Here is a 25,726-nt window from a genome sequence, read left to right on the forward strand (position 1 = left end):
TATGGTTGAGTATTCGATAAAAATGCAGGAGGTTTTCCGTCTTGGACAGGAACAGGCTGCACGTTATGAGAGTTCCTATTTGGAAACCTGGCACCTGCTTTTAGCAATGGTATCGCTCCATGATTCAGTGGCGGGATTGACATTTTCTGAGTATGAGGATGAGGTGCCTTTAGAGGAGTATGAAGCAGCAGCTATTCTGGCTATGGGAAAAGCTCCGCAGGATAAGGTGACAAGAACAAATCTTTTGTGCCCATCATCTAAGGCATTGACAGAAGTTTTGGACTATGCGTCAGCTATTGCTAAAGTGATGGGAAACGATGAAGTCGGAACGGAACATGTCCTTTTTGCCATGTTGGTCAATGTTGATCTTCTGGCTACTCGAATTTTGGAATTGGCTGGTTTCAAAGTTAAAGATGACGGGAATTCCCTGCGTCTGATTGATTTGAGAAAGACCTTGGAGCGCCATGCCGGCATCACCAAGGAAAACTTGAAAGCCCTCCATGAGCTCAGAAAGCCGAAGAAATCTAAATCTGGCGGTAACTTTTCAGATATGATGAAACCACCTTCAACGGCAGGTGAGCTATCGGATTTTACCCGTGATTTGACGGCAATGGCAGAGCAGGGACTGTTGGATCCTGTTATCGGACGTGATAAGGAAGTTACTCGTATGATTCAGGTTCTCAGCCGTAAAACAAAAAATAATCCAGTCCTTGTCGGAGATGCAGGTGTTGGTAAAACTGCTCTGGCCTATGGTCTTGCCCAGCGCATTGCAACAGGTGAAATCCCTTATGAACTTCAAGGTATGAGGGTCTTGGAGCTGGACATGATGTCAGTTGTTGCAGGGACCCGCTTTCGTGGTGACTTTGAAGAACGTATGAATCAAATTATTGAGGATATTGAAGCAGATGGCAAAATTATTCTCTTCATCGATGAGCTTCACACCATTATGGGAACAGGAAGTGGTGTTGATGGGACTCTTGATGCAGCTAATATTTTAAAACCCGCTCTTTCACGTGGAACTCTCCACATGGTTGGAGCGACAACTCAGTCGGAGTATCAAAAACATCTAGAAAAAGATGCCGCACTTTCGCGTCGATTTGCTAAAATTATCATTGAAGAACCAAGTGTTACCGATGCGATTGACATTTTGAAGGGACTTCGTCCAAGCTATGAAATCTTTCATAATGTGACGATTTCAGATGCTGCTGTTACAACAGCGGTAAAAGTTGCGCACCGTTACCTGACTGGCAAACAGCTTCCAGATTCGGCTATTGATTTGCTGGATGAAGCTAGCGCCACTGTTCAAGTCATGACCAAAAAGGAGACTGTAGAAGCCTTAACGCCACTTGATCGAGCCCTTCTAGCAGGAGATTTAAAACTGGTTGGCAAACTATTGAAGTCAAGTAAGAAAGAAAAACAAAGTTCAGCTATTCCAGTTACAGAGGATCATATCCTAACAACTCTTAGTCGCCTTTCAGGTATTCCAGTTGAAAAATTGGGACAAACGGATAGTCAGAAATATTTGACCTTAGAAAAAGAGCTTCACAAGCGTGTTGTTGGACAAGATGCAGCGGTATCAGCTATCAGCCGTGCCATTCGTCGTAACCAATCAGGTATCCGCACAGGCAAACGTCCAATTGGCTCTTTCATGTTTTTAGGACCGACAGGTGTTGGTAAGACTGAACTTGCTAAGGCACTGGCAGAAGTCCTCTTTGATGATGAGTCAGCTCTCATTCGCTTTGACATGTCTGAGTATATGGAAAAATTCGCGGCAAGTCGCCTCAATGGTGCTCCTCCAGGCTATGTTGGTTATGATGAGGGGGGTGAGTTGACGGAGAAGGTTCGTAACAAACCTTATTCAGTTCTTCTCTTTGACGAAGTGGAAAAGGCTCATCCAGATATTTTCAATGTTCTTTTACAAGTTTTGGATGATGGTGTCCTCACGGATTCACGTGGTCGTAAGGTTGATTTTTCAAATACCATTATCATCATGACCTCAAATCTAGGAGCGACAGCTTTACGTGATGATAAGACCGTTGGTTTTGGTGCGCCAGCTTTGTCCCAAGACCATAAAGCGATGGAGAAGCGCATCCTAGAAGAACTCAAGAAATCTTATCGTCCAGAGTTTATCAACCGTATTGATGAGAAGGTGGTCTTTCACAGTCTTGATCAGAAACATATGCAGGAAATTGTTAAGATTATGGTGCAGCCTGTAATCAAGGCATTGGCGGAAAAAGGCGTGGATTTGAAAATCCAGCCCGCTGCTCTTAAGCATCTTGCTCAAGATGGATACGATGTGGAAATGGGTGCCCGTCCACTACGTAGAACTCTGCAAACCCAAGTCGAAGACAAGCTGTCAGAATTAATTCTCGCAGGAGATTTGTCAGCGGGTCAAACCCTAAAAATCGGCCTGTCTAAAGGGAAATTAAAGTTTGAGATAGTCTAAAAAAACCTCACGTCTATTTGGCGTGAGGCTTTCTTCTTTAATTTCGAGTGAATGGGTGTTTATCTGCATCCTCAGATTGTCCAATGAGAATACGGTCTGCCTGAGTAGTGTCTCCAAAGTGAGGATTTGGAATGCCAGCAGGAATGACGATAAAAGCAGCTCCCCCAACGAGTTGGTTTGGATCCCCAATACCTGCTGAGAAAATATTATCGTGCGTTTCTCCGTAAACAATTTTATGGGGAACTGTACGCTCAGTGCTTGTGACTTGTCCATCTGCAGCAATAGTGATGGTTTCACCAAGGTCGTTTGACCAAGAGCCGGCGATGCTACTGAAGTCGTTATTGACTAGAGCTGTGATATCGATGCTTGAATTTGCTTGAGGAGCGGTCTGTTCATCAGTCTGGTTTTCAGTTACTAGACTAGCAACAGAAGTGGTTTCTGCTTGAAGGGATGTTGTCTCAGTCTCAGAGAGACTGGTTGTTGATTCTGATGTATTAGCTTTTGCTTTGGCGACCTTACTGCTCTTCACACTGGTGTTGCTACTGGTGTCTTTATTTTCTTTTTTGCCACAAGCTCCTAAAAGAAAGAGAGAGCTAAGGAGAACGACAGCTGTTATTTTTTGGTTTGTTTTCATAATAGGCAACCTCTTTGTTTTATTGTTTCTATTTGGTTACATTATATTACAAAAATATTTCAAAGTCAACAGTATAATTCATTTTGTGTACTGAAAAACAACTACCTTATAGATAGTTGTTAAGATGTTATCTCAATACATCAAAATGTTCTTGAACTTCCTCGAAAGTTTCGGCTTTAGCAACAGCAGAGCGAACTTTAGCAGCGCCAGAAGTACCACGGAGATAGTAAGGAGCTAGGCCACGGAATTCACGGACAGCAATTTTTTCTCCCTTGAGATCAACCAAGCGACGCAGGTGTTCTTCTGCAATGTCCAGCTTTTTGACAAAGGGAAGATCAGGTAATTCTTCGCCAGTTTCAAAGAAATGATTAATCTGGGTAAAGAGGTAGGGGTTGTTAAGAGCTGCGCGGCCAATCATAACGGCATCTACACCGACTTCTTCAATCATGTACTTGGCGTCATGGACGCTACGCACATCACCATTTCCGATGAATGGAATTTTTGTAATTGCTTTTGACACACGGGCTAGGGTCTCGTGGTCGCAGTGCCCTGTGTACATTTGCTCACGGGTACGCCCGTGCATGGCAAGGGCAGAAACACCGCCAGACTCAGCAGCTAGGGCATTTTCAACGGCTAGATTACTATCAGACCAGCCCGTGCGCATCTTAACGGTTAGGGGAATATCAAGGACTGAAGTTACTTCCTTGACGATATGGTAGATCTTGTCTGGATCCTTGAGCCATTTAGCGCCAGCTTCGTTTTTGACCACCTTGTTGACAGGGCAACCCATGTTGATATCTACGATATCAGCCTTGGTGTTACTTTGGATGAAATCAGCAGCACGTTTCAGGCCTTCAGCATCGCCTCCGAAGAGCTGGATAGACATTGGGTGCTCGTTTTCATCAATGTGGAGCATGTGGAGGGTCTTTTCATTATTGTAAAGAAGTCCTTTTTCAGAAATCATTTCCATGACCACAAGGCCAGCACCAAATTCCTTGGCAATGGTTCGAAAGGCAGAGTTGGTGACACCAGCCATAGGTGCTAAAACTGTACGGTGTGGAATTTCAACAGTCCCAATCATGAAGGAAGAGCTGAGCTTAGTCATTGATCAAGCCCTCCAAATCATGCTCGGTAAAGGTATAGGTCTTGCCACAGAACTGACAAGTAATTTCAGCACCGTGGTCTTCTTCTGCCATAGCTTTCAGCTCTGCTTTTCCAAGAGTAATCAAAGCACCTTCAAAACGTTCACGTGAGCAATCACAGGCAAATCCAATCTCTTCTTCAGAGAGAATCTTGTAGCTGTCCTCACCGTAGATGGCAGACAATAGAGCATTGATATGATTGTCTGACTCTAGTAGAGTTGAAATAGCAGGCATTTCTTGGAGACGCTTTTCATAACGAGCGATTTCTTCTTCAGAAGCTCCAGGCAAGACCTGAACCATAAAGCCACCCGCAACCTTGACCTTATCCTCTGCATCTAAGAGAACGTTGAGGCCGACGGCTGATGGGGTTTGCTCTGATTCGGTCAAATAGTAGGCAAAGTCTTCACCGATTTCTCCAGAAATAAGAGGAGTTGTGGAAGTATATGGGTTTCCAGTTCCATAATCAATAATGGTAACAAAGTGGCCATTTCCCATAAAAGGACCAACTAAAACTTCGCCAGTAGCTGTCTTTTTAATATCGACACCAGTGTTTTGAATATAGCCTTTGACATGTCCTTTGGTATCGGCAACTGAAATGATGTGACCAAATGAGCTGTCGCCAATGACTTTAACCGTGATTTTGCTGTCCCCTTTTTGGTTGGCAGCTAAGATTTGATTGGCAATAAGAGTCCGACCGAGTGCAACCGTAGAGGATGATAGGGTCTTGTGTTTTTCTTGAGCGGTTCTAACTGTTTCTGTGCTGTCAAGCACGTAGGCCCGGAAAGAACCTGATGTTGAAATTGATTTTATAAGTTTATCCATAGTGTTTCCATTATAACATAAAGGGAAGAAAAACGAGGTCTGCTTGAGCCTCGTTTTTCTCTTTTAAGCGTTTACTTCATCAGGTGTGACATCGTGAATATCACGTTGCACCTGTTTTCCTTCATTGAGGAGGGCTTGGACAATTTTTTCATCGCGGAGTTTGACAGAATCGTTGATGGTCTCCGCAGATTTGATAATGGCGCTTTCTAGTTGAGCACGTTGTTTGCGTCCATTTTCGATAGCGGCGATAATGCCATTGTTTTGAGTGACAAGGCTTTCCGCCAGAGCTGTGACAGATTGGATAGAGATTGTTGGACTCTGAGCTGCCCGTTCGATAGCTGGTATCGCTTCTTTACTTGTTGCAGCCAGAAGTTCCAGCGCAGCATTATTGGCCTTGACAATCGCATCCGCAGTTGCTCCAGATTTGATGGATTGTTGGAGCATACCGAGTTGGGCGATGGACAGTTTCATGGTTGGGATGGTGTTGCGGCGTAGCATACCTAATTTTTGGCGCATGTCTGAAGAAACTTTGACGAGGTTGCGCATCTGTGGTGTTGTTGCCCAAGCCACATAGAGGCGACTGACATACTCGGTGTGTTGTTGCTCAAGGGTATTGATAACCTCGGTCATACGAGCCAAATCGTTGCTCTTGACTTGATAATCTGGTGTGGTGCTATCAAGCTGAGCGATTTCTTTTTGGAGAAGGCTGGCGCGGTTTGTTGACTCGGTCTGAGTGGCTTCGATAAAGGCGATGACACCAACCAAGTTTTCGATAGATTTGGTATTATCTTCAATTAATTTTTCAGCGGAAACGATATTGCGAGCAAGGGTATCTTCTTGTTTGACGACGGTCACAGCCATGCCGTCCAATTTGTCTTCAATGGATTTGGCATCAAAGTAGAAGTCTTGAAGTGTTGTTTTGCTCTGCTTGAGCCACTTGCTGAAGAAGTTCTCCTTTTTCTCCAAATCAGCTGGCTTGGCATCTTTGTACTTAGCGACAAAGCCATTGAGTTCACGGTTAGCGTTCAAGAGGAGTTCGTCAACTTGTGGGATTTCTAATTTTTTCTGTTCGAGCAAAATGTGGTTGACAGTGGTGTTGACTCCTTCGACAGCAGATGTTCCGAAATCAAGCAGGGCGTTTTGGTCAGTTACAAAACTATCGACCAGTGCTGGTGCTTTGGCTTGGATAGCGTCTTGTTGTTCGGGCGTCAGCTTTTCTAAAAAAGCCATTTGTCCTGTTGTACCTGTTGATGTTTCGATGATTTGTGTTGTTTTGTCGCTTTTAGTCAGAGCGTTGTTAGCGATAGCGTCAATGTCAATGTTAAATGTATCTGTCATGGGAAGTCCTTTCTGTTGTGGGGCTAGTAGATATCAGAGGCATCTGAAAGTGGGTCGGCGTTCGTTTTTTGCTCCATCATGCGCAGGCTGATTTCAAAATCGCTGAGCTGACTTTCATTAAGTTCACGGAGAGTTTCGTCAAGATCTTTATCAAATTTTTCCAGTGCCGATTTAGCTTGCTCCAGTCGTTGGTCGGAGTTATAGTAATTCTTAGGGTTTTCTCTGATTTTTAGATAGCCATCTAGAATATCCTCAAAGCGTTTCATGTTGATGTCGTGGAGGGCACGGAGCTCGGCTGCATTTTCAGCACTCTGGAGTTTTTCGAGAATTTCCATGTGGTCACGCTGGATATTTTGATAGGTTCCTGCGATCTCAGGTGCGCGTGTCAAGATGTCTTTTTCTTGGTCTGAAAGGGGTGAGGAAGTTGCTGATATATTAAGGGCTTGCAACTGTGTTTTGATATTATTTTCTTCGTTGCTAGCTCTTTTCATGACTCGTTTATAAATGTCGCGATCCATGTTATTTTTTAAAGCGTCAGCTTCATTTTTAATAGTAGAAAGTTGCGGTAAAACCTGACGTGCTAATATGCTGTATTGGGTAACATTTTTATCATCCAAGTAACTTTCGAGTAATTTAATCTGGCGGTCGCACTGGGAAATCAATTCTTTCAAATCCTGTAAACGTAGTGCGGTGTTCTTCTTTTCCAAAGCCGACTTATGAGTGGTTAAATAGTAGACACCATAACCGGCACCTAGAAAAAGTAATAATGGAATCAGATATTCGGAAAATAGAGCGATAACAAACAAGATACCGATGATTTTTCCAAAGCTAAAGGGCTTTTTAGAGTATCTTTGAGACATAGATGATCCTTTCTTTACGGGAATAGCTCTCCATCATTTTATCTCAACATCAATAGAAATAGCAAGTGTTTGTATAGATTTTTAAAAAGAAAGTGATGATTGGACAAGAAATTTGAACAGATTTTTTATGCTATAATAATAGACAAAGGGAGATACTGATGACCAAAAATAGACCAAGTGGTGATAACTTTCAACAGTTAGAAAGAGATCTGGAAAAATACCTAGAGCGTCAACAAATTGAGGAAAAAGAGGGGAAACCATGGTGGATTTATGCTCTAGCTTTAGGTCTTGTAATGGTTTCAGGCTTACTAGTTTACCGCTACTTCTGGGGAAGTACAGAAAGGGTAAATTATACTGATTTTGATAGCTTCGCTCAATATTTACAGTCAGACGAGATAGAAAGTAAGGCCTTTTCTTGGACTTATGAAGACTATGAAACCTTGGACTGGAACACCTCAGGCATGTCCAAAACGACACTTCAAGATGTTATCAAAACGTATGGAAAACCTGCGAAAATAGAGTCTAGCACTTTAGCTGGAGAGCGAGATTCTATTTATGTAACCTATCAAGCAGTAGGGGAAGCAGAAAATACCTATAGCTCTGTCACACTCTTGTTTGCTGACTATGATAGTAGTTTTACCTTGAATTCTAAGACCAGTATTGGGTTATCGGGTGTACCCTATGAAGAAGAAGTGGGAGAGGCGAAGCATGATTGGAAAACTGAAGATTTTCAGTCCTTAGTTGTCGGAGATTCGACAGGTAAGGGAGGCGCTTCACTAAAAAATGTTTTGGCAACCTATGGGCCCGCCCATCACATCTGGGGAGTCGCTGTTAATAATGATTTAACACTTGGTGTACAATATCTTAGCAGTTCCTATGGTGACAACATTACCCTTTATTTCAAAAAGGATGCCTCAGGCGACTTTTTGCTTTATCAAAAATCAGGAACAGTAACCGACTAGGAGTAATGATGACAAAAAACCAGATACAGTTGAAATTGAAGATGCTCTGAATGAAGCCTCGGGGAAGGTTCAGAGGGCTTCAATAAATACGAAAATGCTGAAAAAGTTTGCCCTATTCTCCCCCCCTCATCCTGCTGGTTGCAACAGGCCTTTATCTCTCTTTTACTCCTAAAGGAAGCAGTGATGAAGCGGAGATAAAACCTCACGAGGAAACTGCTAAAGAGGCCTCCTACCTTTCTGAGTTAAAAAATGTAACAGAAGTGAAAGATTTTAATTGGACAGTTGATAGCTACGATGCTATCGTCGTCTCCGATATAGAGTCTCAATCGCCAAGTTTAAAGGATATTTCAGAAAAGTATGGTCGGGCAGATACCTACAAAGAATTGGAAAAAGTGAGCGATGGAAGGTCAGTAGTAGTCGCTACTTACTATAGTGAGGATTATGTTCAAAATGTGACTTTCAGATTTATTTACTCAGATGGTATCTATCGTCTTTATAGCAAAAATTTTGCCTTTTTGCCAGATGACACCTATCCCGTAGCTACAGATGAGAATTTCAATTTTAATTGGAATCAAGAAAAAGTGGATACCTTGGCTCTAGGACAAAAGCCAGATGAAATTGTCGCTGACTATGGACTTCCAACTGACGCCAGTCAAGTGGCTTTTGATTCTTTTCGTCAACTCATTTTTGTATATCAAGAAGATAACGACCCAACTTCAACGGTCAATTCTGTCCAATTAAATTTTACGCAGGACGAGTTTGGAGAATTTGTTTTAACCAGTAAAGAAGGAGTATTCAGAGATTAATGGCAAAAAAGATAATTAAAGAAGAGGAAAGTTTTCAAGAGCTTGAATATCTTGTTCAGGAAGAATTTGAACGTCAGTATCAAGAGTCATTAAAAAAGAGAAGGGCTTCTCTTTTTAGTCTTTTAGGTTTATTAGCAGTTGTTTTGACGGGGATAGCTGTTTGGGTGGTCGCCAACCGTCCTATGGAAAAAGTGGCTAACTATAAGCCTGACAAGCAGTTGAGAACAACAACTGAGACAACGGAATCAGAGAACACCAATGCTTTTACACGCAGTCTTGTGACAGATAAAGAAAATTTTTCTTTTAACTGGAGGATGGCTGATTATGATAAGCTGGAAACTGGCACACAGGTGGATGCCTCAGGGGATAGCTTAACCGATATTATAAAGGCTCACGGCAAAGGTTCTTCAGCTCGATTATCTAGGTTTGGAGAGGAGTACTTGAGCCTTGATTACGCTTCAGGGGACTTTCAATTATACGATGACCAAAGAAGATTGAGCCTTCAGTTCTATAAAAATGGAGACGAATACTATCTCTCATCTAAGACAATCTATAATCTACCAGATGAACAGTTTCCTACTGAGGAGGTAGGAAGTAGTGCATTCAAGTGGACAGAAGAAAAATTCGCACAAATTACTGTAGGTGATGTTAATCATGGAAAAGGAGGTGCTACATATGAAGAAGTGATTGCCCTTGGAGGTCTTCCACACGAAGCTTATATCAATGCTTGGGGAGATGCGATGACAAAGAACTCAAAGGAGCTGTTAATTTTTTACCAAAAAGGTTCAGCTAGTCGCTTTACGACATTGGATATTAGCTTCAAAGAACAAGAAGACGGTACCTATCGTGTCTATGCCAAAAATGCCACATTTAACAAGAATCTTTTAGAAGATTGAGGCTAGTAATAAGTGATTGATAGAAAGAAAAGTGACTTTCAAAATCGAAAGTCATTTTTTTATTTAAACTGTAAGATAGTCTATAAAGCATATTTAAAAACGCAAAAACCCTTGTTATACTACGTATACCAAGGGTTGACTTACCAGTCAACCCTTAACCTTGATAGTATAGAAATTGGAGATTATTATGATACAAAGACTTTCGATTATTATACCTTGCTACAATGAAGAAAGTGCGATTAGACCGTTTATGGAAGCAATGCGGAAAGAGGAGTTAAAACTAGTTTCAAAACTAAAGTTTGAATACTATTTTATTGATGATGGATCTAAAGATGAGACTTTATCCGAATTACGACAAATTTCAATTGAAAAAGAAAATATAAATTATATATCATTATCAAGAAATTTTGGGAAGGAAGCGGCTCTATTGGCTGGATTAGAAGCCTGTACTGGAGATTTTGTAGCAGTTATGGATGTCGACTTGCAAGACCCTCCTGAACTGATTTCTCAGATGTTCGAAAAAATTCAAGAAGGATTTGATGTAGTCGGGACTCGTCGTGCAAATCGTAAAGGAGAGCCATTAATTCGCTCTATATTTGCAAAGGGATTTTATTGGTTAATAAATAAGATATCCGAAACTGAGATTGTTGACGGGGTTAGAGATTTTAGATTGATGACCCGTCAAGTTGTTGAAAGTATTTTGGAATTACAAGAAGTAAATAGATTCTCGAAAGGGCTATTTTCTTGGGTTGGTTATAGGGTGACCTATATTAGCTTTGAAAATAGAGAGAGGACGAAAGGTACGAGCTCTTGGTCATTTTGGACATTATTAAAATATTCATTTGAAGGAATTATAAACTTTTCAGATGTCTTGCTAGGAGTGGCAACTTGGAGCGGAGTCTGTTCTTTTCAGATGTCAATGATAGGTGCATTATTCATAATCGTTAGAAAGTTAACGGTTGGAGGTAGTATAGAGGGATGGGCAAGTCTAGTGACAATTATTTTATTTATTGGAGGGATTCAGCTTCTTTCAATAGGTGTTTTAGGGAAATATGTCTCGAAAATTTTTCTTGAAACTAAGAAAAGACCTCATTATATTGTAAAGGAGAAAAGTAATGCTAGAAATCACTAATTTTATAAATTACATTAGAAATAATATTTTCAAAGTTTTACTTATTTTAGGACTTTATCAAATCGTTGAAATTTTTCTTGGGACAATAAACTATCCGTACATTGATGATATTAGTCGTAGGGTGAATGGAGCAACAAACTTTGGTCTTCACTATGCGAGATATTTAAGTGAGGTAGGATCTTGGATTGTTCAAGGAAGTCGCCATCTCACAGATTTAGGTTTGACAACATATATAATGTCTGGAATAATTCTCACTTTAACAAGTGTTTTAGTAACTTATCTCTTTTCTGATGGGGTTAGAATGACTTGGACATCTGCAATTGCCTCCGTATTTATCGGGCTCAATCCATGGTGTTTAGAGCTATTAAGCTTTAGGTTTGATTCCCCGTATATGGTGATTTCAATATTTTTATCGATATTACCATTTTTATGGTTTAGAACAAACAATTTTTTATTTGTCTTCAGTTCAGTAATTTGTATTTTTTTGATGTTTAACTCATATCAAGGCTCGTCAGGTATTTATATGTTTCTAGTTGTCCTTTTCTGGTTGCAGTTAGTTTTAGAAAGAGTCTCGATTCAAAAGTGGTTTATTTTTCTTTTAAATAGCGTGTTTAGTTTCGGAATAGCTACTATTTTTTACTTATTTGAGATGAAGTTCAATCCACAACTTGAAGAGAGGGGAGATTTAACAAAACTTGCTGAATTGTCGGATTTACCTATGACGATTTGGAACAACTTAATTACCTACTTTACAGTCTATCGAGAAGGTCTACCAAGTTTATGGAAATATTTATTGATAATAATCATTGGAATCATGGTTACTAAAATAGTTTTTCAAAGTAATAAGCTTAAACTTTTAAACATGGTTGTTGTTTTGGTGGGTTTAGTCATTTCGGCTATCTTATCACTTGGTATTTATATTGCTTGTGTGGCTCCGGTTGCTGATGTCAGACCGCGTTATGCATATGGCTTAGCAATACTTTTAGCTTTTATAATGATTATACTATCCCAAAAATTATCAAAAAATTTTTTGAGTAACTTAGGAAGAGTTGCAATTGTATTGTTGGTTTATTATAGTTATACATTTTCTTTGGGGTATATAAGTGCTTTAGATAATCAGAAAACAGACTTTGAGGCTCAAAGTATTGTATTGGCAAGTAGCTTAAATCATTATGTTTTAAAAGAAGGGCAGAAAGTATATATAAATCATTTTTTTGATGATTCGACTGCATTTTTAAATGCTAAACAAAATTATAATATCCTTGCAAAATTAGTACCAAGTAACAAGAGTCTCTATTGGCCCAATCTAATGTGGTATAATGAATTAACTCATTCTAAAATTGAATTCATTCAAAAAGATTTTACTAATTTGAATGTCAATGAACTTATTCTACTTGAAAAGACTTCTAGATTTACTATTTATTCACATGGTGAAGATTTATTTGTAATTATGAAATAATTGAATGAATTAAATTTATATTTTGAAAACATGTCAAATGGAATTAATTATTTTATTAGTGATTTATCAAAATAATTCTAAATCACGCAACGATAAGCTGGGTTCTGTATATACAGACTTATTTAGTATAATAGCGTTCAATCTCAGTTTCTGCAATATCTAGTAATCTTGCTTCTTCGCAGAGGATTAGCATTTGTTTTCCTTGCTCAATTAATGAAGAATTACATTGACAGATACCTAACCTTACTTTTGCAAAAGCTACCCCGTCGTATCTTTTCATTTCTTTGCAGAGTTCCAATAATTTTAGCAGAATTGTTTCGCATTGAGACTGATAACCTTCTTTTAGGTAGATTGTTGCTAAGTTTTCTAGTATGGTTTTTTGATCATTCTTGATATTGCGATAGTTTTTATATTTTTCTAAATTTTTAAAAATATACGATGATAGTTTTTCAAGAGTTTCTACTGGAAAGTAATGTAAAATAGCATTCAATAGTCTAATATCGCTAATATACCATTCATCTCTTTCTTGAAGGGGCAACCATATTTTATGAACAAGATCTTGATATCGAAGATTGTCTCGTTGGATACCGTTAGTTCTAATAAACAAAAACAACTCCAAAACATCTTTAAGGTTTTTGATAGGGACATCATCATTCAATTCCAGATAGGTACTACATCTCGTAATCAACACTTTTAATTGTTCGGTTGTGGGAGTTACTAATAAGTTATTGGCTTCAATCAAAAGGCTCTGCCTCTCAGAGGGATGATAAAGATTGCAGATATACATAAACTCATCGACTGTCATATCAATTTGATCTAGTAAAAACATCATATGAGTTATATTTGGAATAGCTTTAGAGTTTTCTATTTTTGAGAGGGCAACACGAGATATTTCTTCTCCGCATATTTCCTGTTGGCTAAGATTTTTCGATTTTCTAATTTCTTTATATGTTTGTCCAAAATTCCATTTCATCATCAATACCCAAATTATTCGTAACTAAAGTTTACAAAAAAAGTAACCACTTAAATTAATTGATATAATTTTATCACAAATAGAGATTAAAAGGAGAAGAGAGTGAAAAAACATCTTTACTTAATTATCTCAATGCTAACAAACCCGAACACAACAGTTATCTATAAGAATGCGAGGTAGAATATGCTCAGAAAGCTCACGACTATTCTAGGAACTTGCTTAATTGTTATAGTGGGATTATGCTATTTCTTTTTATACAATTCTACGGAAAGCAAAATCAAACTCAATGATAAAGCTAATGTCTATTTCCTCACCTCCGAAGGAATATATACTTTGGTTACCGAAGATAATAAAATAAACCTTTTAGAAAAGAGTGAGCAAAAACTTGCTGAGTTTGTCTATTATTACTATCCTAGAGCTAGTTTCGATAATCGTTATTTATTATTTTCTAAAGGGTGGGATATTCCAAGTTATCCTATGGGAATCGTCAGTATTGATTTTCAAACTGGAAAAATTCATACAGAAAAAACTGAAAATATTGCTGATGGTGGAAGTGGATCCTCTGCTAATTTCTTCTATACATGGACGAATTTCACTACCGAAAGTCGCTTGACTCAATTTGATAAAAACGGACGTGAAATTCAAAGTAAAATTTTCAATGAGACACTTATCCTTGTTCCGGGGCAGTCTGATTTAGAATCAAATTTGCAGCTGATTGCTACCAAAGATTTAGGTGAAGAAAAGTATGAAGATTATCTCATTACGATTAACGAAAACGATTTATCTATTATTTCTGAAGAGCCTGTTTATCATGTCGATGATAAGCACTATCGTTTTGTTAATAGTGCAACTATTGATAATACGCTTTATGCTCCCCTGCATTCAATCAGAGATAATATAACAAAAGAATTGACTTTGGATAGTCGCCTTCTTATCAAAGACTTAACAACTGGACAATCGGAGTTCCTAGAATTGCCTGAGCCTTTTCCTATGAGAATGACTTATCATAAACACTATATTTTTATAGAGCATAATGCCATTGAATTGGGTAAAGCAGTGGTTACAGTTTTTAATATAGATACACAAGAAATACAGATAATTGATTTAAGCCAGTTAGGAATAGTTGAGGATGTCAACTCGACGTTTGTCGATTTCTTCGCTTTGGATAAGACAGGAAATTTACTCTTTACTGTAAAAAATAAGTTAGTGTATTATAACCTCGAAACGCAGTCAGTACTTGATGTCTTTGATTTTAAAAAAGACGAAACTCCCTATTATATTTGGGCTGTGAATTAAAAAATAGAGTGATAAAACCCAGCTTATCGTCGTGATAAGCTGGGTTCTTTTATAGGTCTAATTTTAAATCCTGGTCACTAAAGAGTCCTTTTTTCTGGAAAAGCTCTGCGATGAACCATGTGAGGACAGCAGGAAGGATAAATGAGATGAGGATTAGACCTGTCCAATCCATGGCGGTAATGGCAGATTTGTCCCCAGAAGCCATGTCAGCAACCCATCCTGAGTAGACACCGAGTTGTCCCACAAGTCCGCTAGTACCCATGCCAGAGGAAATGGCTGCGCCATTCATTTCGAGCTTGAAAATGAGGGTGGCGATTGGTCCTATGATAGCTGATGTGATGATGGTTGGTAGCCAGATGATAGGTTTTTTGACGATATTGCCCATTTGAAGCATACTGGTGCCTAACCCTTGCGCCACTAGCCCACCGATTCCGTTTGCACGGTAGCTCATGACTGCAAACCCGACCATTTGGGCGCAACAGCCTGCCAGAGCGGCCCCACCAGCCAATCCAGTCAAGCCCAGCGCAGCACAAATCGCTGCGGAGCTGATAGGCAAGGTGAGGGCAATTCCCATGATAACTGCGACAAGCATGCCCATGAATAGCGGCTGCAACTCGGTCGCCCACATGATAAGACTACCAAGTGAGATGGCAGCACGTCCAATGTGACCTGCGACAGCCATTGCCACCAAAACACCAGAAAAAATCGCGACAGCAGGGGTGACGAGAATATCTAGCTTGGTCTCTTTACTGACAAGTTTCCCCAGTTCGCAAGAAACTAAAGCGACTAGATAAACGGCTAAGGGACCGCCAGCCCCACCTAGACTGTCCGCGGCTTGCCCAACGGCGAGTAGGGAAAAGAGCACCAATGGTGGAGCTTGCAAGGCGTAGCCGATAGCGACAGCCATGGCAGGTCCTTTGATGCTAGAGGCGAAGGTTCCGATTTCGGTAAAAAGGCTGAGCCCGCTTTGCTGACCGATAGTTGAGAAGATAGTCCCAATTAGAAGCGAGGCAAAAAGTCCCTGTGCCATAGCAGCTAGCGCTTCAATGGCGTAACGTTGCCCTGTGATGATAATATTTTTACGAATAAGAAAGGTTTTGAAAGAGGCCTTCATGGCAAACTCCTTTTGTTTTTTGTGATATATTACACAAATTATATTTTATATAAAAAATGGTGAAAAGCCAAGAGTTTAAAACGAAAGTTCGGAATTTATACTAAAGTTTTGAAAATAATTGACAAGTATCGCTAAAATCCGAATTTATGCTTGTAAAAAATTCTAAATTTTTGCTATAATAAATTGTAATGTAGACTTGCAGGTGAGATTCCTGCCATAGGTTTATCAGAAAGTAAGGAAGATAATTATGACTTCAGTAGTAGTTGTTGGTACCCAGTGGGGAGATGAAGGTAAGGGGAAGATTACAGATTTCCTTTCAGCAGATGCAGAAGTGATTGCACGTTACCAAGGTGGTGACAATGCAGGGCACACGATTGTAATTGATGGTAAGAAGTTTAAACTTCACTTGATTCCGTCAGGGATTTTCTTCCCAGAAAAAATTTCCGTCATCGGTAATGGCGTGGTTGTCAATCCAAAATCTTTGGTTAAAGAGATTAATTATCTCCACGAAGAAGGTGTGACTACTGATAACTTGCGCATTTCTGACCGTGCTCATGTCATCTTGCCTTACCATATCAAACTTGATCAGCTGCAAGAAGATGCTAAGGGTGATAACAAGATTGGTACAACCATCAAAGGTATTGGTCCAGCTTATATGGACAAAGCTGCGCGTGTCGGTATCCGTATTGCCGACCTTCTGGACAAAGAGATTTTTGCTGAGCGCTTGAAAATCAACTTGGCAGAGAAAAACCGTCTCTTTGAAAAAATGTACGACAGCACACCACTTAATTTCGATGACATTTTTGAAGAATACTACGCATACGGTCAACAAATCAAGCAATATGTGACGGATACTTCTGTTATCCTCAACGATGCCCTTGATAATGGCAAACGTGTTCTTTTTGAAGGAGCACAAGGTGTTATGCTTGATATTGACCAAGGGACTTACCCATTTGTAACCTCATCAAATCCAGTAGCTGGTGGTGTGACTATTGGTTCAGGTGTAGGTCCATCTAAAATTAACAAGGTTGTAGGTGTATGTAAAGCCTATACTAGTCGTGTCGGTGACGGACCATTCCCAACAGAGCTTCACGATGAAATCGGTGAACGTATCCGTGAAGTTGGTCATGAGTACGGGACAACAACAGGTCGTCCGCGTCGTGTGGGGTGGTTTGACTCTGTAGTCATGCGCCACAGTCGCCGTGTGTCTGGTATTACAAATCTTTCCCTTAACTCAATTGACGTCCTCTCAGGTCTTGATACGGTTAAAATCTGTGTCGCTTATGATCTTGATGGAGAGCGTATTGATCACTACCCAGCAAGTCTCGAGCAACTCAAACGTTGTAAGCCAATCTACGAAGAACTTCCAGGTTGGTCTGAAGACATCACAGGAGTCCGTAGCCTAGATGAACTCCCTGAAAATGCCCGTAATTATGTCCGCCGTGTCGGAGAATTGGTCGGTGTCCGTATCTCTACCTTCTCAGTAGGTCCAGGACGTGAGCAGACAAACATTTTAGAATCTGTTTGGGCAAATATTTAAACGACAACCTAGAAGCACTTCCTCGGAAGTGCTTCTAGGTTGTTTTTACTCTTTTAAAATCAAAGTGACAGAATCATCGAAAGACCGAACAGTCGACAAAAAAGTTGACTGTTTTTCTTGTAAAATCATGTCAGAAGCTCAGCTATTTCCCTAAAAATGTGATAAAATATAGGGGATACTGAGTTTTATGCAAAGACGGGTTCATGACCTATCACGAGTCAGTCTTTGTAGAAAACAGAGTATCAAATTCAAAATTAGGAGTTTTTCATGTCAAAACAAGTTTTTGAAACAGTTTTTGCTGGCAAGAAATTGGTCGTAGAAGTCGGCCAGGTAGCAAAACAAGCAAATGGCGCAGTAGTGGTCCGCTATGGTGACTCAACAGTCCTTACTGCTGCGGTCATGTCTAAGAAAATGTCAACAGGTGACTTTTTCCCACTTCAAGTCAATTATGAAGAGAAGATGTATGCAGCTGGGAAGTTCCCAGGTGGTTGGATGAAGCGTGAAGGGCGTCCTTCAACAGATGCGACCCTGACTGCCCGTCTCATCGACCGCCCAATTCGCCCAATGTTTGCAGAGGGTTTCCGCAACGAGGTTCAGGTCATCAATACTGTCCTGTCCTATGATGAAAATGCTAGCGCTCCAATGGCAGCCATGTTTGGGTCATCACTTGCTCTTTCCATCTCAGACATTCCTTTCAACGGCCCAATTGCAGGGGTGCAAGTTGGCTATGTGGACGGGGAATTTATCATCAACCCTGACAAGGCGCAGGCAGCCAAATCAGCTTTGGAACTAACCGTAGCAGGTACCAAAGAAGCCATCAACATGGTAGAATCTGGTGCTAAGGAATTGTCTGAAGACATCATGTTGGAAGCTCTGCTCATTGGTCACAAAGCTATACAAGAGCTCATTGCTCTCCAAGAAGAAATTGTCGTAGCTGTCGGTAAAGAAAAAGCAGACGTTGAATTGCTCCAGGTAGATGCCGACCTTCAAACTGAAATTATTGCTAAATACAACGCGGATCTTCAAAAAGCCGTCCAAGTTGAGGAAAAGAAAGCGCGTGAAGTGGCAACTGAGGCGGTCAAGGAACGTGTCACGGCTGAATATGAAGAACGCTACGCAGAAGATGAAAGCTATGCTACCATCATGCGTGACGTGGCTGAGATTCTCGAACAAATGGAGCACGCAGAAGTTCGCCGTCTTATTACAGAAGATAAGATCCGTCCTGACGGCCGTAAGGTAGATGAAATTCGTCCACTGGACGCCGAAATTGACTTCTTGCCACAAGTTCACGGTTCAGGTCTTTTCACGCGCGGACAAACTCAGGCTCTATCTGTCTTGACTCTAGCACCGATGGGAGATACTCAAATCATTGATGGACTTGATGAGGAGTATAAAAAACGATTCTTGCACCACTATAATTTCCCACAATATTCTGTGGGTGAAACGGGACGTTATGGAGCAGCAGGTCGTCGCGAAATCGGTCATGGTGCTTTAGGAGAACGCGCCCTTGAACAAGTTCTTCCAAGCTTAGAAGAATTTCCATACGCTATCCGCCTAGTAGCAGAGGTTCTTGAATCAAATGGGTCTTCCTCACAGGCTTCTATCTGTGCAGGAACTCTTGCCCTTATGGCGGGTGGTGTGCCAATCAAAGCACCAGTAGCAGGTATTGCTATGGGCCTTATCTCAGATGGGACTAATTATACGGTCTTGACGGATATCCAAGGTTTGGAAGATCACTTCGGTGACATGGACTTCAAGGTTGCTGGTACGCGTGAAGGAATCACAGCCCTTCAAATGGATATCAAGATTGAGGGAATCACACCTCAGATTTTAGAAGAAGCCTTGGCACAAGCTAAGAAAGCCCGCTTTGAAATCCTAGACTTGATTGAAGCGACCATACCTGAACCACGTCCAGAATTGGCACCAACTGCGCCGAAAATTGATACGATTACTATCGATGTTGATAAAATCAAAATTGTCATCGGTAAAGGTGGCGAAACTATTGACAAGATTATTGCTGAGACTGGGGTTAAGATTGACATTGATGAAGAAGGATTGGTTTCTATCTTCTCACCTGATCAAGCAGCCATTGACCGTACCAAAGAAATCATTGCAAATCTTGTTCGTGAAGCTAAGGTTGGTGAAGTTTACAAGGCTAAAGTGGTTCGCATTGAGAAATTTGGTGCCTTTGTCAACCTTTTTGAGAAAACGGATGCCTTGGTACATATTTCAGAAATGGCTTGGACACGCACTAATAATGTTGAAGATTTGGTTGAAATCGGAGATGAAGTGGATGTTAAGATTATCAAGATTGATGACAAAGGCCGTATTGATGCCTCTATGAAAGTCCTGCTTCCTAAGCCTGAAGGCTTGACAGAAGAAAAGGTAGAGCGCCCACGCCATCGTGATAATAATGGTACAAGCGACCGCCGTCATGACCGCAAAAACCACCATAACGGTGGTCTAGGTGGACATTTCCGTGAACCTAAACAACGACCAACAGAAAGTCGGGCTGATTAAGATGACAGGACTTGAAAGACTGGATCAGCAACTCCGTGATTTTCTCGCTGATCCTGAAGATTTTCTGGCAATCATGTCCTTTGTCATGGGACTTCATGGGCAGGCGGTGATAGCTAGCGATAAGCCCTATGCGCTTGAAATTGATGGCAAAAAGGTAACGCCTGTTTTTACCGATTTGTCCGATCTTGAGATTTTTAAAGGAAAACAAGCTAGCGCTGCTCAACAACATTGGGTGGAACGAAAGACGCTGGAAGTCCTAGAAGAAGTTATTGTCAAGCAACTATCAGGATTGGTTTTCAACCTCAAGACTGGTAGTGATAAGAGAAATTCTGGGCTCTTCCTATCTAGTGAATTGATTAGCTTTGTCAATCATTACACGACTATCCTTAATCAGATTATGGGTGATAGCAATCTTGAGGCTGGGTGGTTGGATAAGAACTATCTGGTTCCTCTCTTTGTTTACCCTAATGAAGATGGTAGTAGTGACCGCCTTTTTCCTAGTCTATCAGACCAAGAAGGCAGAAGCTTTGTCCCAGTCTTCTCTAATATGGCCAGTTTCGCCAAATGGTATCGGGAGGAGAACTTTGGCGGTCGTTTCAAAGAAGCTAAAGGAGTCGTGGTGGCTTGGACGCTTAAAGATCTTAAAAGTCCGGTAGATGGTGAAAACGACCTGGCGGATACTTTGGGAGTCGTTATCGACCCATTTGACCAAAAACATGTACAAATCATGTGGCAAGATATCCTGTCTCAGTAGGCTAGCAAGCTAGCTGGCTTAAGCTGGGGCAAGTCACCAGATAAAAATTATTAGACGGAGGTGCCTATGGGGTGGTGGAAAAAATCCATTGATATTGTTAAGGAATTAGACCCTGCAGCACGTTCGACTGTGGAGGTCTTGCTAACCTATCCGGGTCTCAAAGCCTTAGCGGCGCACCGCTTATCTCACTGGCTTTGGCAAAAGGGTTTCAAATTGTTGGCTCGCATGCATAGTCAGTTTTGGCGTTTTTGGACCAATATTGAGATTCATCCTGGGGCCGAGATTGCTCCTGGGGTGTTCATTGACCACGGGGCTGGTCTGGTGATTGGAGAGACAGCTGTGATAGAAGAAGGAGTTATGCTCTACCATGGGGTCACTCTTGGTGGTACGGGAAAAGATGTCGGCAAACGTCACCCAACAGTACGTAGGGGGGCTCTGGTCTCAGCCCACGCTCAGGTCATTGGTCCTATTGAAATTGGTGAGAATGCCAAGGTAGGGGCAGCTGCCGTTGTTCTTGCAGATGTGCCAGCCGATGTGACTGTTGTCGGTATGCCTGCCAAAATTGTTCGCGTTCATGGCAAAAAAGACGACCAAGTTATTCATGATTTGGAAGATCACCGCGAACATTATCTGCGGAAGTTAGAAGATTTACGTGAGGCCAGTCATCGGTCGTCGCATCTATAGCAGTGAGAGTCAGTCTGAAAAATTATCAGATTGACTTTTCTTTCTCTCTATTTTTGTTATAATAGTTGAAATACTTTTGAGGAGGTGCTTATGCTATTAACCGAATTTGAACCTGCCCGTGCAGTTATTAATCCTGAAGATATTTTTGCGGTAAAGGGGGAAATGGAGGCAGAAGAAGTCTGTGACACCATCATTATGCCCTTTTCTGAATCACTTTTTGAAATGGTCAAGGAGCTGGACGGTATCTCTTATGGTGGTTACAAATCCAATATCAATGGTAAACAGCCTTGGTACATCTACGACAGGGAGGATCATAAGGTAGCAGTGATGAAAGCTCTTCTGGGAGGACCTGCTTTAGTTGGAACCTTGGAAGAACTCAAAGTAGCTGGTTTTAAAAACTTCATCATTTTCGGAACCTGCGGGGTTTTAGATGGTAATTTGGAGAGCAATAAATTGATTGTGCCGACCTCAAGCCTGCGTGATGAGGGGATGTCCTATCACTACGCGCCAGCTTCTGATGAGATTGGTTATTCTAAGGAACATCTAGCTCATTTTACGGGACTTCTGGACAAGCTGGGCATTCATCACGTTTCGTGCAAGGCATGGACGACTGACGCTTTTTATCGGGAAACACCAGATAAGGTGGCACGGCGAAAAGCAGCAGGAGCTCAGGTTGTGGACATGGAATGGTCATCGGTTGCCGCTTGGGCACAATTTAGAGATGCCAGCGTTTACCACTTTTTCTACACTTCGGATTTTGTTGATCATGAAGGTGGCTGGGATGTTCGCGAAGGTCATGAAGAGGAAGACTTGCTCCGCTTTTTTGACATTGCTCTGAAGATTGCAGTGGAACTGGATAAAGTCTAAATTATGAGGAGGTGCTTTATGCTATTAACGGAATTTGAACCAGGACGAGCGGTTATTGAGCCTGAATTAAAAAAGGTGGAATCAGGCTTGTTTGAGGTGTGTGACACGCTTATTTATTCTTTTAATGGCAAGATTGTTGATACGGTAAGTCAGATGGAGCATGTTCGCCAAGGTGGCTACATTTCAGACCTTAATGGCAAACATCCTTGGTATATCTACGAAAAAGATGGATTGAAAGTTGCTGTCATGATGGCTATTATTGGTGCAGCCTCTGCGGTGGGCAATCTTGAGGAGCTAAGGGCAGACGGTTTCAAAAACATTATCGTTCTTGGCTCCTGTGGGGTTTTGGATAAGAGAATAGAGGCGGATAAGATTCTCATTCCAAGCGTAGCTCTACGTGATGAGGGGACAAGTTACCACTACGCCCCAGCTAGCGATGAAATCTCTTATAATGAAGCTCTGCTATTGACCATGGAAAAGGCTTTTAATAATGCTGGAATAGAGTATGTCAGAACCAAGACTTGGACAACTGATGCCTTTTTCCGAGAAACAGCTGATAAAGTTAAACGTCGTATGGCAGTTGGTGCAGAGGTCGTTGATATGGAAGCTTCAGCTCTCATGGCATGGGCACAATTTCGACAGGCCAATGTTTATCAATTTTTTTACACGGCTGATTACGTTGACCACCATAACGAAGAATGGGATAAGCGACATGAGGAGCGCACAACCGATGTCATGACATTTTTCGAGGTGGCATTAGTAATTGCAAAGGAATTATAATCTAGCTTGCTGAAAAAGGTCGGTGCTTAGTGAAAAATTTGAAAGGAGTTTCATTGGTAGCTCGATATTTCTATGCTTGCATGACTTTAGATGACCATTTAGCAGAGAGTCGGCATATGATTGATTGGTGTCTCAGCACGAGTGACGAAGATTTTATGACCAGATGACGGTTACTATAGTGGGGAAGTGTACTTTTGAGGCGATTCAAATTTGCCTGATGCGGTAACTTTAAAGACAAGACGGTAGACTTTGTGTTTATCCAGCAAGACAAGCACCCATTGAACCATTATCACCCTATCGTGACAAATGTTGTGGACTTTGTACGGCAGGTGGCTACAACTATTATAGGTGGTAATCCTTTCGTGGCACCACTTTTAGGTGAAAATCTAGTTGATGTTCTGATTATCCATGATGTCTCACTCTTTACTCAGAAAGAAGCCTTGCATTTTTATCGGTTAGAACAGCTAAGGCGGTTTAACTCTTTTGCGGAGATAATCTATGATAAAAATGAGAGAATTAGCCTAAAGGATTATTAAGGAAGGTCGGCTCCATCTCCTATGGGGCTGATTTATGTTATAATGGAAATCAAGATCACCAGAAAGAGAGTGCTATGACAATTAAAATTTATGATACCATGACCCGCAGTCTGCGTGAATTTGTACCGATTCATGATAATACGGTCAATATGTATGTCTGCGGACCAACGGTTTATAACTATATTCACATTGGGAATGCCCGTAGCGTCGTGGCTTTTGACACCATTCGCCGCTACTTTGAATACCGGGGCTACAAGGTGAATTATATTTCCAATTTTACAGATGTTGACGATAAAATCATCAAAGGTGCGGCTGAAGCTGGCATGGACACCAAGTCTTTCTCAGACAAGTTCATTGCAGCTTTTATGGAAGATGTTAAGCAGCTTGGTGTCAAGCCTGCAACTAAAAATCCACGTGTTATTGATTATATGGATGAAATCATTGATTTTGTGCAGGTTTTGGTGGACAAAGGCTTCGCTTATGAAGCAGACGGTGATGTTTATTTCCGTGTGGCTAAGTCCAGCAATTATGCCAAGTTAGCCAATAAAACTCTAGCCGATCTTGAAGTGGGTGCTAGCGGTCGTGTGGACGGCGAAGGCGACATCAAGGAAAATCCGCTTGATTTTGCTCTCTGGAAATCTGCTAAGTCAGGCGAAGTCTCTTGGTCAAGTCCTTGGGGTCAAGGACGTCCTGGCTGGCATATTGAATGTTCGGTTATGGCGACGGAAATCCTCGGTGATACCATTGACATTCACGGTGGTGGAGCAGACTTGGAATTTCCACACCACACCAATGAAATTGCACAGTCGGAAGCCAAGACAGGCAAGACTTTTGCCAATTACTGGATGCACAACGGTTTCGTCAATGTGGACAATGAAAAAATGTCCAAGTCCCTTGGAAACTTCGTGACTGTTCACGATATGCTGAAAACTGTTGACGGGCAAGTGCTTCGTTTCTTCCTAGCCACTCAACAATACCGCAAGCCAGTGAATTTTACGGAAAAAGCGGTGCACGATGCAGAAGTCAATCTCAAGTATTTGAAAAATACCTATACCTTACCAGTGGGAGAAGTTGCTGACGCTGACCAACTGGCTCGGTTTGTCGCTGACTTTGAGGCGGCTATGGATGATGATTTCAATACCGCTAACGGTATCACAGTCATTTTTGATCTAGCCAAGTGGATTAATTCTGGCAACTATAATCAGACCGTTAAGGACACCTTTGCCAAACTTTTAGCCGTCTTTGGTATTGTCTTTGAAGAGGAAGTGCTAGACGCAGATATTGAAGCCTTGATTGAAGAACGTCAGCTAGCTAGAGCCGCGCGTGATTTTGCAACCGCAGATGCTATTCGTGACCAATTAGCTGCGCAAGGCATCAAGCTTCTTGATACCAAGGATGGTGTGAGGTGGACACGTGACTAAGGTGGTTGATGTTAATTTGATTAATGGAATTGCCCTTGCCTTTGAAGGTGATGCTATTTATTCCACTTATATTCGTAAATACTTGATTTTTCAGGGACTGACCAAGCCCAACCAGCTGCACCGCAAAGCGACGCATTATGTATCTGCTAAGGCGCAGGCTATGCTCATCTCTAAAATGTTAGAAGCGCAGCTATTGACCGAAAAAGAAGAAGATATTTACCGTCGCGGTCGTAATGCCAACAGCCATACCAAGGCTAAAAATACTGATGTCGTCACCTACAAGATGTCAACGGGCTTTGAGGCGGTCATGGGCTATCTTCACATGACTAATCAAGTTGAGCGCTTAGAAGAGTTGATTGATTGGTGTATTGAGGTAGTCGAGAATAGTTAAAAACAGTTTTCATCGAAAACTGTTCAGACTGAAGACAAAGTCCTTAGAATTGATTTTCTAAGGGCTTTTCTTCGTATTTAGGAGTATAATATAAGAAAAAGGACTTATGAGGTTCTCCTATGCTACACAAAGAAAAACCTGACTATAACCGCAATCAGTACGGTTTCTATACCCTTGACCAGCTTGTGCCTGCAGATCATTTCCTGCGCCAAGTGGAAGCTGTGATTGACTTCGACTTCATTTATGACCTAGTAGAAGATACCTATTCGTCTGATAATGGTCGTCCTAGTCTTGACCCTGTCATGTTAGTTAAAATTCCTCTGATTCAGTGCTTTTATGGTATTCGTTCCATG

General features: G+C 41.2%; 23 protein-coding genes and 1 pseudogene. 17 read left to right on the plus strand and 7 right to left on the minus strand.

Translation table 11 applies throughout. The features are described from left to right. Position 1 precedes the first annotated feature (1 nt). A complete protein-coding gene (locus G576_RS0105135) occupies positions 2-2,446 on the plus strand; it encodes an ATP-dependent Clp protease ATP-binding subunit (protein WP_027973696.1) in 2,445 nt (814 codons plus the stop codon). Between the two features lie 37 nt (positions 2,447-2,483). Here the strand turns inward: G576_RS0105135 and G576_RS0105140 are convergent, their stop codons facing one another. The 5 genes from G576_RS0105140 to G576_RS0105160 form a co-directional block, all read right to left on the minus strand. Further along, the gene (locus G576_RS0105140) at positions 2,484-3,080 is read right to left on the minus strand and encodes a DUF6287 domain-containing protein (RefSeq protein ID WP_027973697.1); all 597 of its coding nucleotides are present in this window, start codon (positions 3,078-3,080) and stop codon (positions 2,484-2,486) included. A gap of 127 nt (positions 3,081-3,207) precedes the next feature. After that, positions 3,208-4,185, minus strand: coding sequence for a tRNA dihydrouridine synthase DusB (gene dusB / locus G576_RS0105145; RefSeq protein WP_027973698.1), 978 nt, complete (start codon positions 4,183-4,185; stop codon positions 3,208-3,210). Next, on the minus strand, positions 4,178-5,044 hold the full coding sequence (hslO, locus tag G576_RS0105150; protein ID WP_027973699.1) for an Hsp33 family molecular chaperone HslO: 867 nt from the start codon (positions 5,042-5,044) through the stop codon (positions 4,178-4,180). The genes dusB and hslO overlap by 8 nt, the downstream gene beginning before the upstream one ends. A 63-nt stretch (positions 5,045-5,107) precedes the next feature. Then, positions 5,108-6,382 carry a toxic anion resistance protein gene (locus G576_RS0105155; protein WP_027973700.1) on the minus strand — a complete coding sequence of 425 codons (1,275 nt, stop codon included), beginning with the start codon at positions 6,380-6,382 and terminating at the stop codon, positions 5,108-5,110. A 23-nt stretch (positions 6,383-6,405) separates the two neighbouring features. Further along, complete coding sequence (locus tag G576_RS0105160; RefSeq protein ID WP_027973701.1) at positions 6,406-7,242, minus strand: hypothetical protein; 837 nt, start codon at positions 7,240-7,242, stop codon at positions 6,406-6,408. Between the two features lie 158 nt (positions 7,243-7,400). Between G576_RS0105160 and G576_RS0105165 the strand changes: the two genes are divergently transcribed. The 5 genes from G576_RS0105165 to G576_RS0105185 all read left to right on the plus strand — a co-directional run bounded on the left by G576_RS0105165 (position 7,401) and on the right by G576_RS0105185 (position 12,497). After that, positions 7,401-8,204, plus strand: coding sequence for a hypothetical protein (locus G576_RS0105165; protein WP_027973702.1), 804 nt, complete (start codon positions 7,401-7,403; stop codon positions 8,202-8,204). Positions 8,205-8,311: 107 nt separating this feature from the next. Continuing rightward, on the plus strand, positions 8,312-9,010 hold the full coding sequence (locus G576_RS0105170) for a hypothetical protein (RefSeq protein ID WP_027973703.1): 699 nt from the start codon (positions 8,312-8,314) through the stop codon (positions 9,008-9,010). Further along, on the plus strand, positions 9,010-9,906 hold the full coding sequence (locus G576_RS0105175; protein ID WP_027973704.1) for a hypothetical protein: 897 nt from the start codon (positions 9,010-9,012) through the stop codon (positions 9,904-9,906). The genes G576_RS0105170 and G576_RS0105175 overlap by 1 nt, the downstream gene beginning before the upstream one ends. Positions 9,907-10,096: 190 nt before the next feature. After that, positions 10,097-11,038 carry a glycosyltransferase family 2 protein gene (locus G576_RS0105180; RefSeq protein WP_027973705.1) on the plus strand — a complete coding sequence of 314 codons (942 nt, stop codon included), beginning with the start codon at positions 10,097-10,099 and terminating at the stop codon, positions 11,036-11,038. Continuing rightward, positions 11,022-12,497: a glucosyltransferase domain-containing protein gene (locus G576_RS0105185; protein ID WP_051178003.1), complete on the plus strand. Its 1,476-nt coding sequence runs from the start codon at positions 11,022-11,024 to the stop codon at positions 12,495-12,497. Before G576_RS0105180 ends, G576_RS0105185 begins: the two co-directional genes overlap by 17 nt. 118 nt (positions 12,498-12,615) lie before the next feature. Here G576_RS0105185 and G576_RS0105190 read toward each other — a convergent pair whose 3' ends face one another. Further along, on the minus strand, positions 12,616-13,470 hold the full coding sequence (locus G576_RS0105190) for a helix-turn-helix domain-containing protein (protein WP_027973707.1): 855 nt from the start codon (positions 13,468-13,470) through the stop codon (positions 12,616-12,618). A gap of 333 nt (positions 13,471-13,803) precedes the next feature. Between G576_RS0105190 and G576_RS0105195 the strand changes: the two genes are divergently transcribed. After that, positions 13,804-14,766: a hypothetical protein gene (locus G576_RS0105195; protein WP_027973708.1), complete on the plus strand. Its 963-nt coding sequence runs from the start codon at positions 13,804-13,806 to the stop codon at positions 14,764-14,766. 49 nt (positions 14,767-14,815) lie between these two features. Here the strand turns inward: G576_RS0105195 and G576_RS0105200 are convergent, their stop codons facing one another. Further along, positions 14,816-15,880 (minus strand): PTS sugar transporter subunit IIC, encoded by a 1,065-nt coding sequence (locus G576_RS0105200; RefSeq protein ID WP_027973709.1) that lies wholly within the window; start codon positions 15,878-15,880, stop codon positions 14,816-14,818. A gap of 247 nt (positions 15,881-16,127) precedes the next feature. On the opposite strand from G576_RS0105200, the gene G576_RS0105205 reads away from it, so the two are divergent. The 10 genes and pseudogenes from G576_RS0105205 to G576_RS0105250 form a co-directional block, all read left to right on the plus strand. Then, complete coding sequence (locus tag G576_RS0105205; protein ID WP_027973710.1) at positions 16,128-17,420, plus strand: adenylosuccinate synthase; 1,293 nt, start codon at positions 16,128-16,130, stop codon at positions 17,418-17,420. 267 nt (positions 17,421-17,687) lie between these two features. Continuing rightward, a pseudogene (gene pnp, locus G576_RS0105210) lies at positions 17,688-19,784 on the plus strand (polyribonucleotide nucleotidyltransferase); the annotation flags it as partial. Between the two features lie 157 nt (positions 19,785-19,941). Then, the gene (locus tag G576_RS0105215; RefSeq protein WP_027973712.1) at positions 19,942-20,694 is read left to right on the plus strand and encodes an SseB family protein; all 753 of its coding nucleotides are present in this window, start codon (positions 19,942-19,944) and stop codon (positions 20,692-20,694) included. Positions 20,695-20,760: 66 nt separating this feature from the next. Then, positions 20,761-21,378, plus strand: a complete 618-nt coding sequence (gene cysE / locus G576_RS0105220) for a serine O-acetyltransferase (RefSeq protein ID WP_027973713.1) — start codon at positions 20,761-20,763, stop codon at positions 21,376-21,378. Positions 21,379-21,468: 90 nt separating this feature from the next. After that, on the plus strand, positions 21,469-22,245 hold the full coding sequence (locus G576_RS0105225; RefSeq protein WP_027973714.1) for a nucleoside phosphorylase: 777 nt from the start codon (positions 21,469-21,471) through the stop codon (positions 22,243-22,245). An 18-nt stretch (positions 22,246-22,263) separates the two neighbouring features. Further along, positions 22,264-23,025, plus strand: a complete 762-nt coding sequence (locus tag G576_RS0105230; protein ID WP_027973715.1) for a nucleoside phosphorylase — start codon at positions 22,264-22,266, stop codon at positions 23,023-23,025. Between the two features lie 251 nt (positions 23,026-23,276). Continuing rightward, the gene (locus tag G576_RS12985; RefSeq protein WP_051178005.1) at positions 23,277-23,561 is read left to right on the plus strand and encodes a hypothetical protein; all 285 of its coding nucleotides are present in this window, start codon (positions 23,277-23,279) and stop codon (positions 23,559-23,561) included. A gap of 74 nt (positions 23,562-23,635) precedes the next feature. Next, on the plus strand, positions 23,636-24,982 hold the full coding sequence (gene cysS, locus G576_RS0105240) for a cysteine--tRNA ligase (protein ID WP_027973716.1): 1,347 nt from the start codon (positions 23,636-23,638) through the stop codon (positions 24,980-24,982). Further along, positions 24,975-25,373 (plus strand): Mini-ribonuclease 3, encoded by a 399-nt coding sequence (locus G576_RS0105245; protein ID WP_027973717.1) that lies wholly within the window; start codon positions 24,975-24,977, stop codon positions 25,371-25,373. Before cysS ends, G576_RS0105245 begins: the two co-directional genes overlap by 8 nt. A 119-nt stretch (positions 25,374-25,492) precedes the next feature. Beyond that, positions 25,493-25,726: transposase (locus G576_RS0105250; RefSeq protein ID WP_027973718.1), on the plus strand; the 234-nt coding region annotated here is incomplete at its 3' end.

The organism is Streptococcus porci DSM 23759, assembly GCF_000423765.1.
Taxonomy (GTDB): domain Bacteria; phylum Bacillota; class Bacilli; order Lactobacillales; family Streptococcaceae; genus Streptococcus; species Streptococcus porci.

Bases quoted from the DNA above. Each gene is read 5' to 3' on its own strand.
- G576_RS0105135 (WP_027973696.1), top strand. From the start codon at position 2: ATGGTTGAGTATTCGATAAAAATGCAGGAGGTTTTCCGTCTTGGACAG.
- G576_RS0105140 (WP_027973697.1), bottom strand. From the start codon at position 3,080: ATGAAAACAAACCAAAAAATAACAGCTGTCGTTCTCCTTAGCTCTCTC.
- dusB (WP_027973698.1), bottom strand. From the start codon at position 4,185: ATGACTAAGCTCAGCTCTTCCTTCATGATTGGGACTGTTGAAATTCCA.
- hslO (WP_027973699.1), bottom strand. From the start codon at position 5,044: ATGGATAAACTTATAAAATCAATTTCAACATCAGGTTCTTTCCGGGCC.
- G576_RS0105155 (WP_027973700.1), bottom strand. From the start codon at position 6,382: ATGACAGATACATTTAACATTGACATTGACGCTATCGCTAACAACGCT.
- G576_RS0105160 (WP_027973701.1), bottom strand. From the start codon at position 7,242: ATGTCTCAAAGATACTCTAAAAAGCCCTTTAGCTTTGGAAAAATCATC.
- G576_RS0105165 (WP_027973702.1), top strand. From the start codon at position 7,401: ATGACCAAAAATAGACCAAGTGGTGATAACTTTCAACAGTTAGAAAGA.
- G576_RS0105175 (WP_027973704.1), top strand. From the start codon at position 9,010: ATGGCAAAAAAGATAATTAAAGAAGAGGAAAGTTTTCAAGAGCTTGAA.
- G576_RS0105185 (WP_051178003.1), top strand. From the start codon at position 11,022: ATGCTAGAAATCACTAATTTTATAAATTACATTAGAAATAATATTTTC.
- G576_RS0105190 (WP_027973707.1), bottom strand. From the start codon at position 13,470: ATGAAATGGAATTTTGGACAAACATATAAAGAAATTAGAAAATCGAAA.
- G576_RS0105200 (WP_027973709.1), bottom strand. From the start codon at position 15,880: ATGAAGGCCTCTTTCAAAACCTTTCTTATTCGTAAAAATATTATCATC.
- G576_RS0105205 (WP_027973710.1), top strand. From the start codon at position 16,128: ATGACTTCAGTAGTAGTTGTTGGTACCCAGTGGGGAGATGAAGGTAAG.
- G576_RS0105215 (WP_027973712.1), top strand. From the start codon at position 19,942: ATGACAGGACTTGAAAGACTGGATCAGCAACTCCGTGATTTTCTCGCT.
- cysE (WP_027973713.1), top strand. From the start codon at position 20,761: ATGGGGTGGTGGAAAAAATCCATTGATATTGTTAAGGAATTAGACCCT.
- G576_RS0105225 (WP_027973714.1), top strand. From the start codon at position 21,469: ATGCTATTAACCGAATTTGAACCTGCCCGTGCAGTTATTAATCCTGAA.
- G576_RS0105230 (WP_027973715.1), top strand. From the start codon at position 22,264: ATGCTATTAACGGAATTTGAACCAGGACGAGCGGTTATTGAGCCTGAA.
- cysS (WP_027973716.1), top strand. From the start codon at position 23,636: ATGACAATTAAAATTTATGATACCATGACCCGCAGTCTGCGTGAATTT.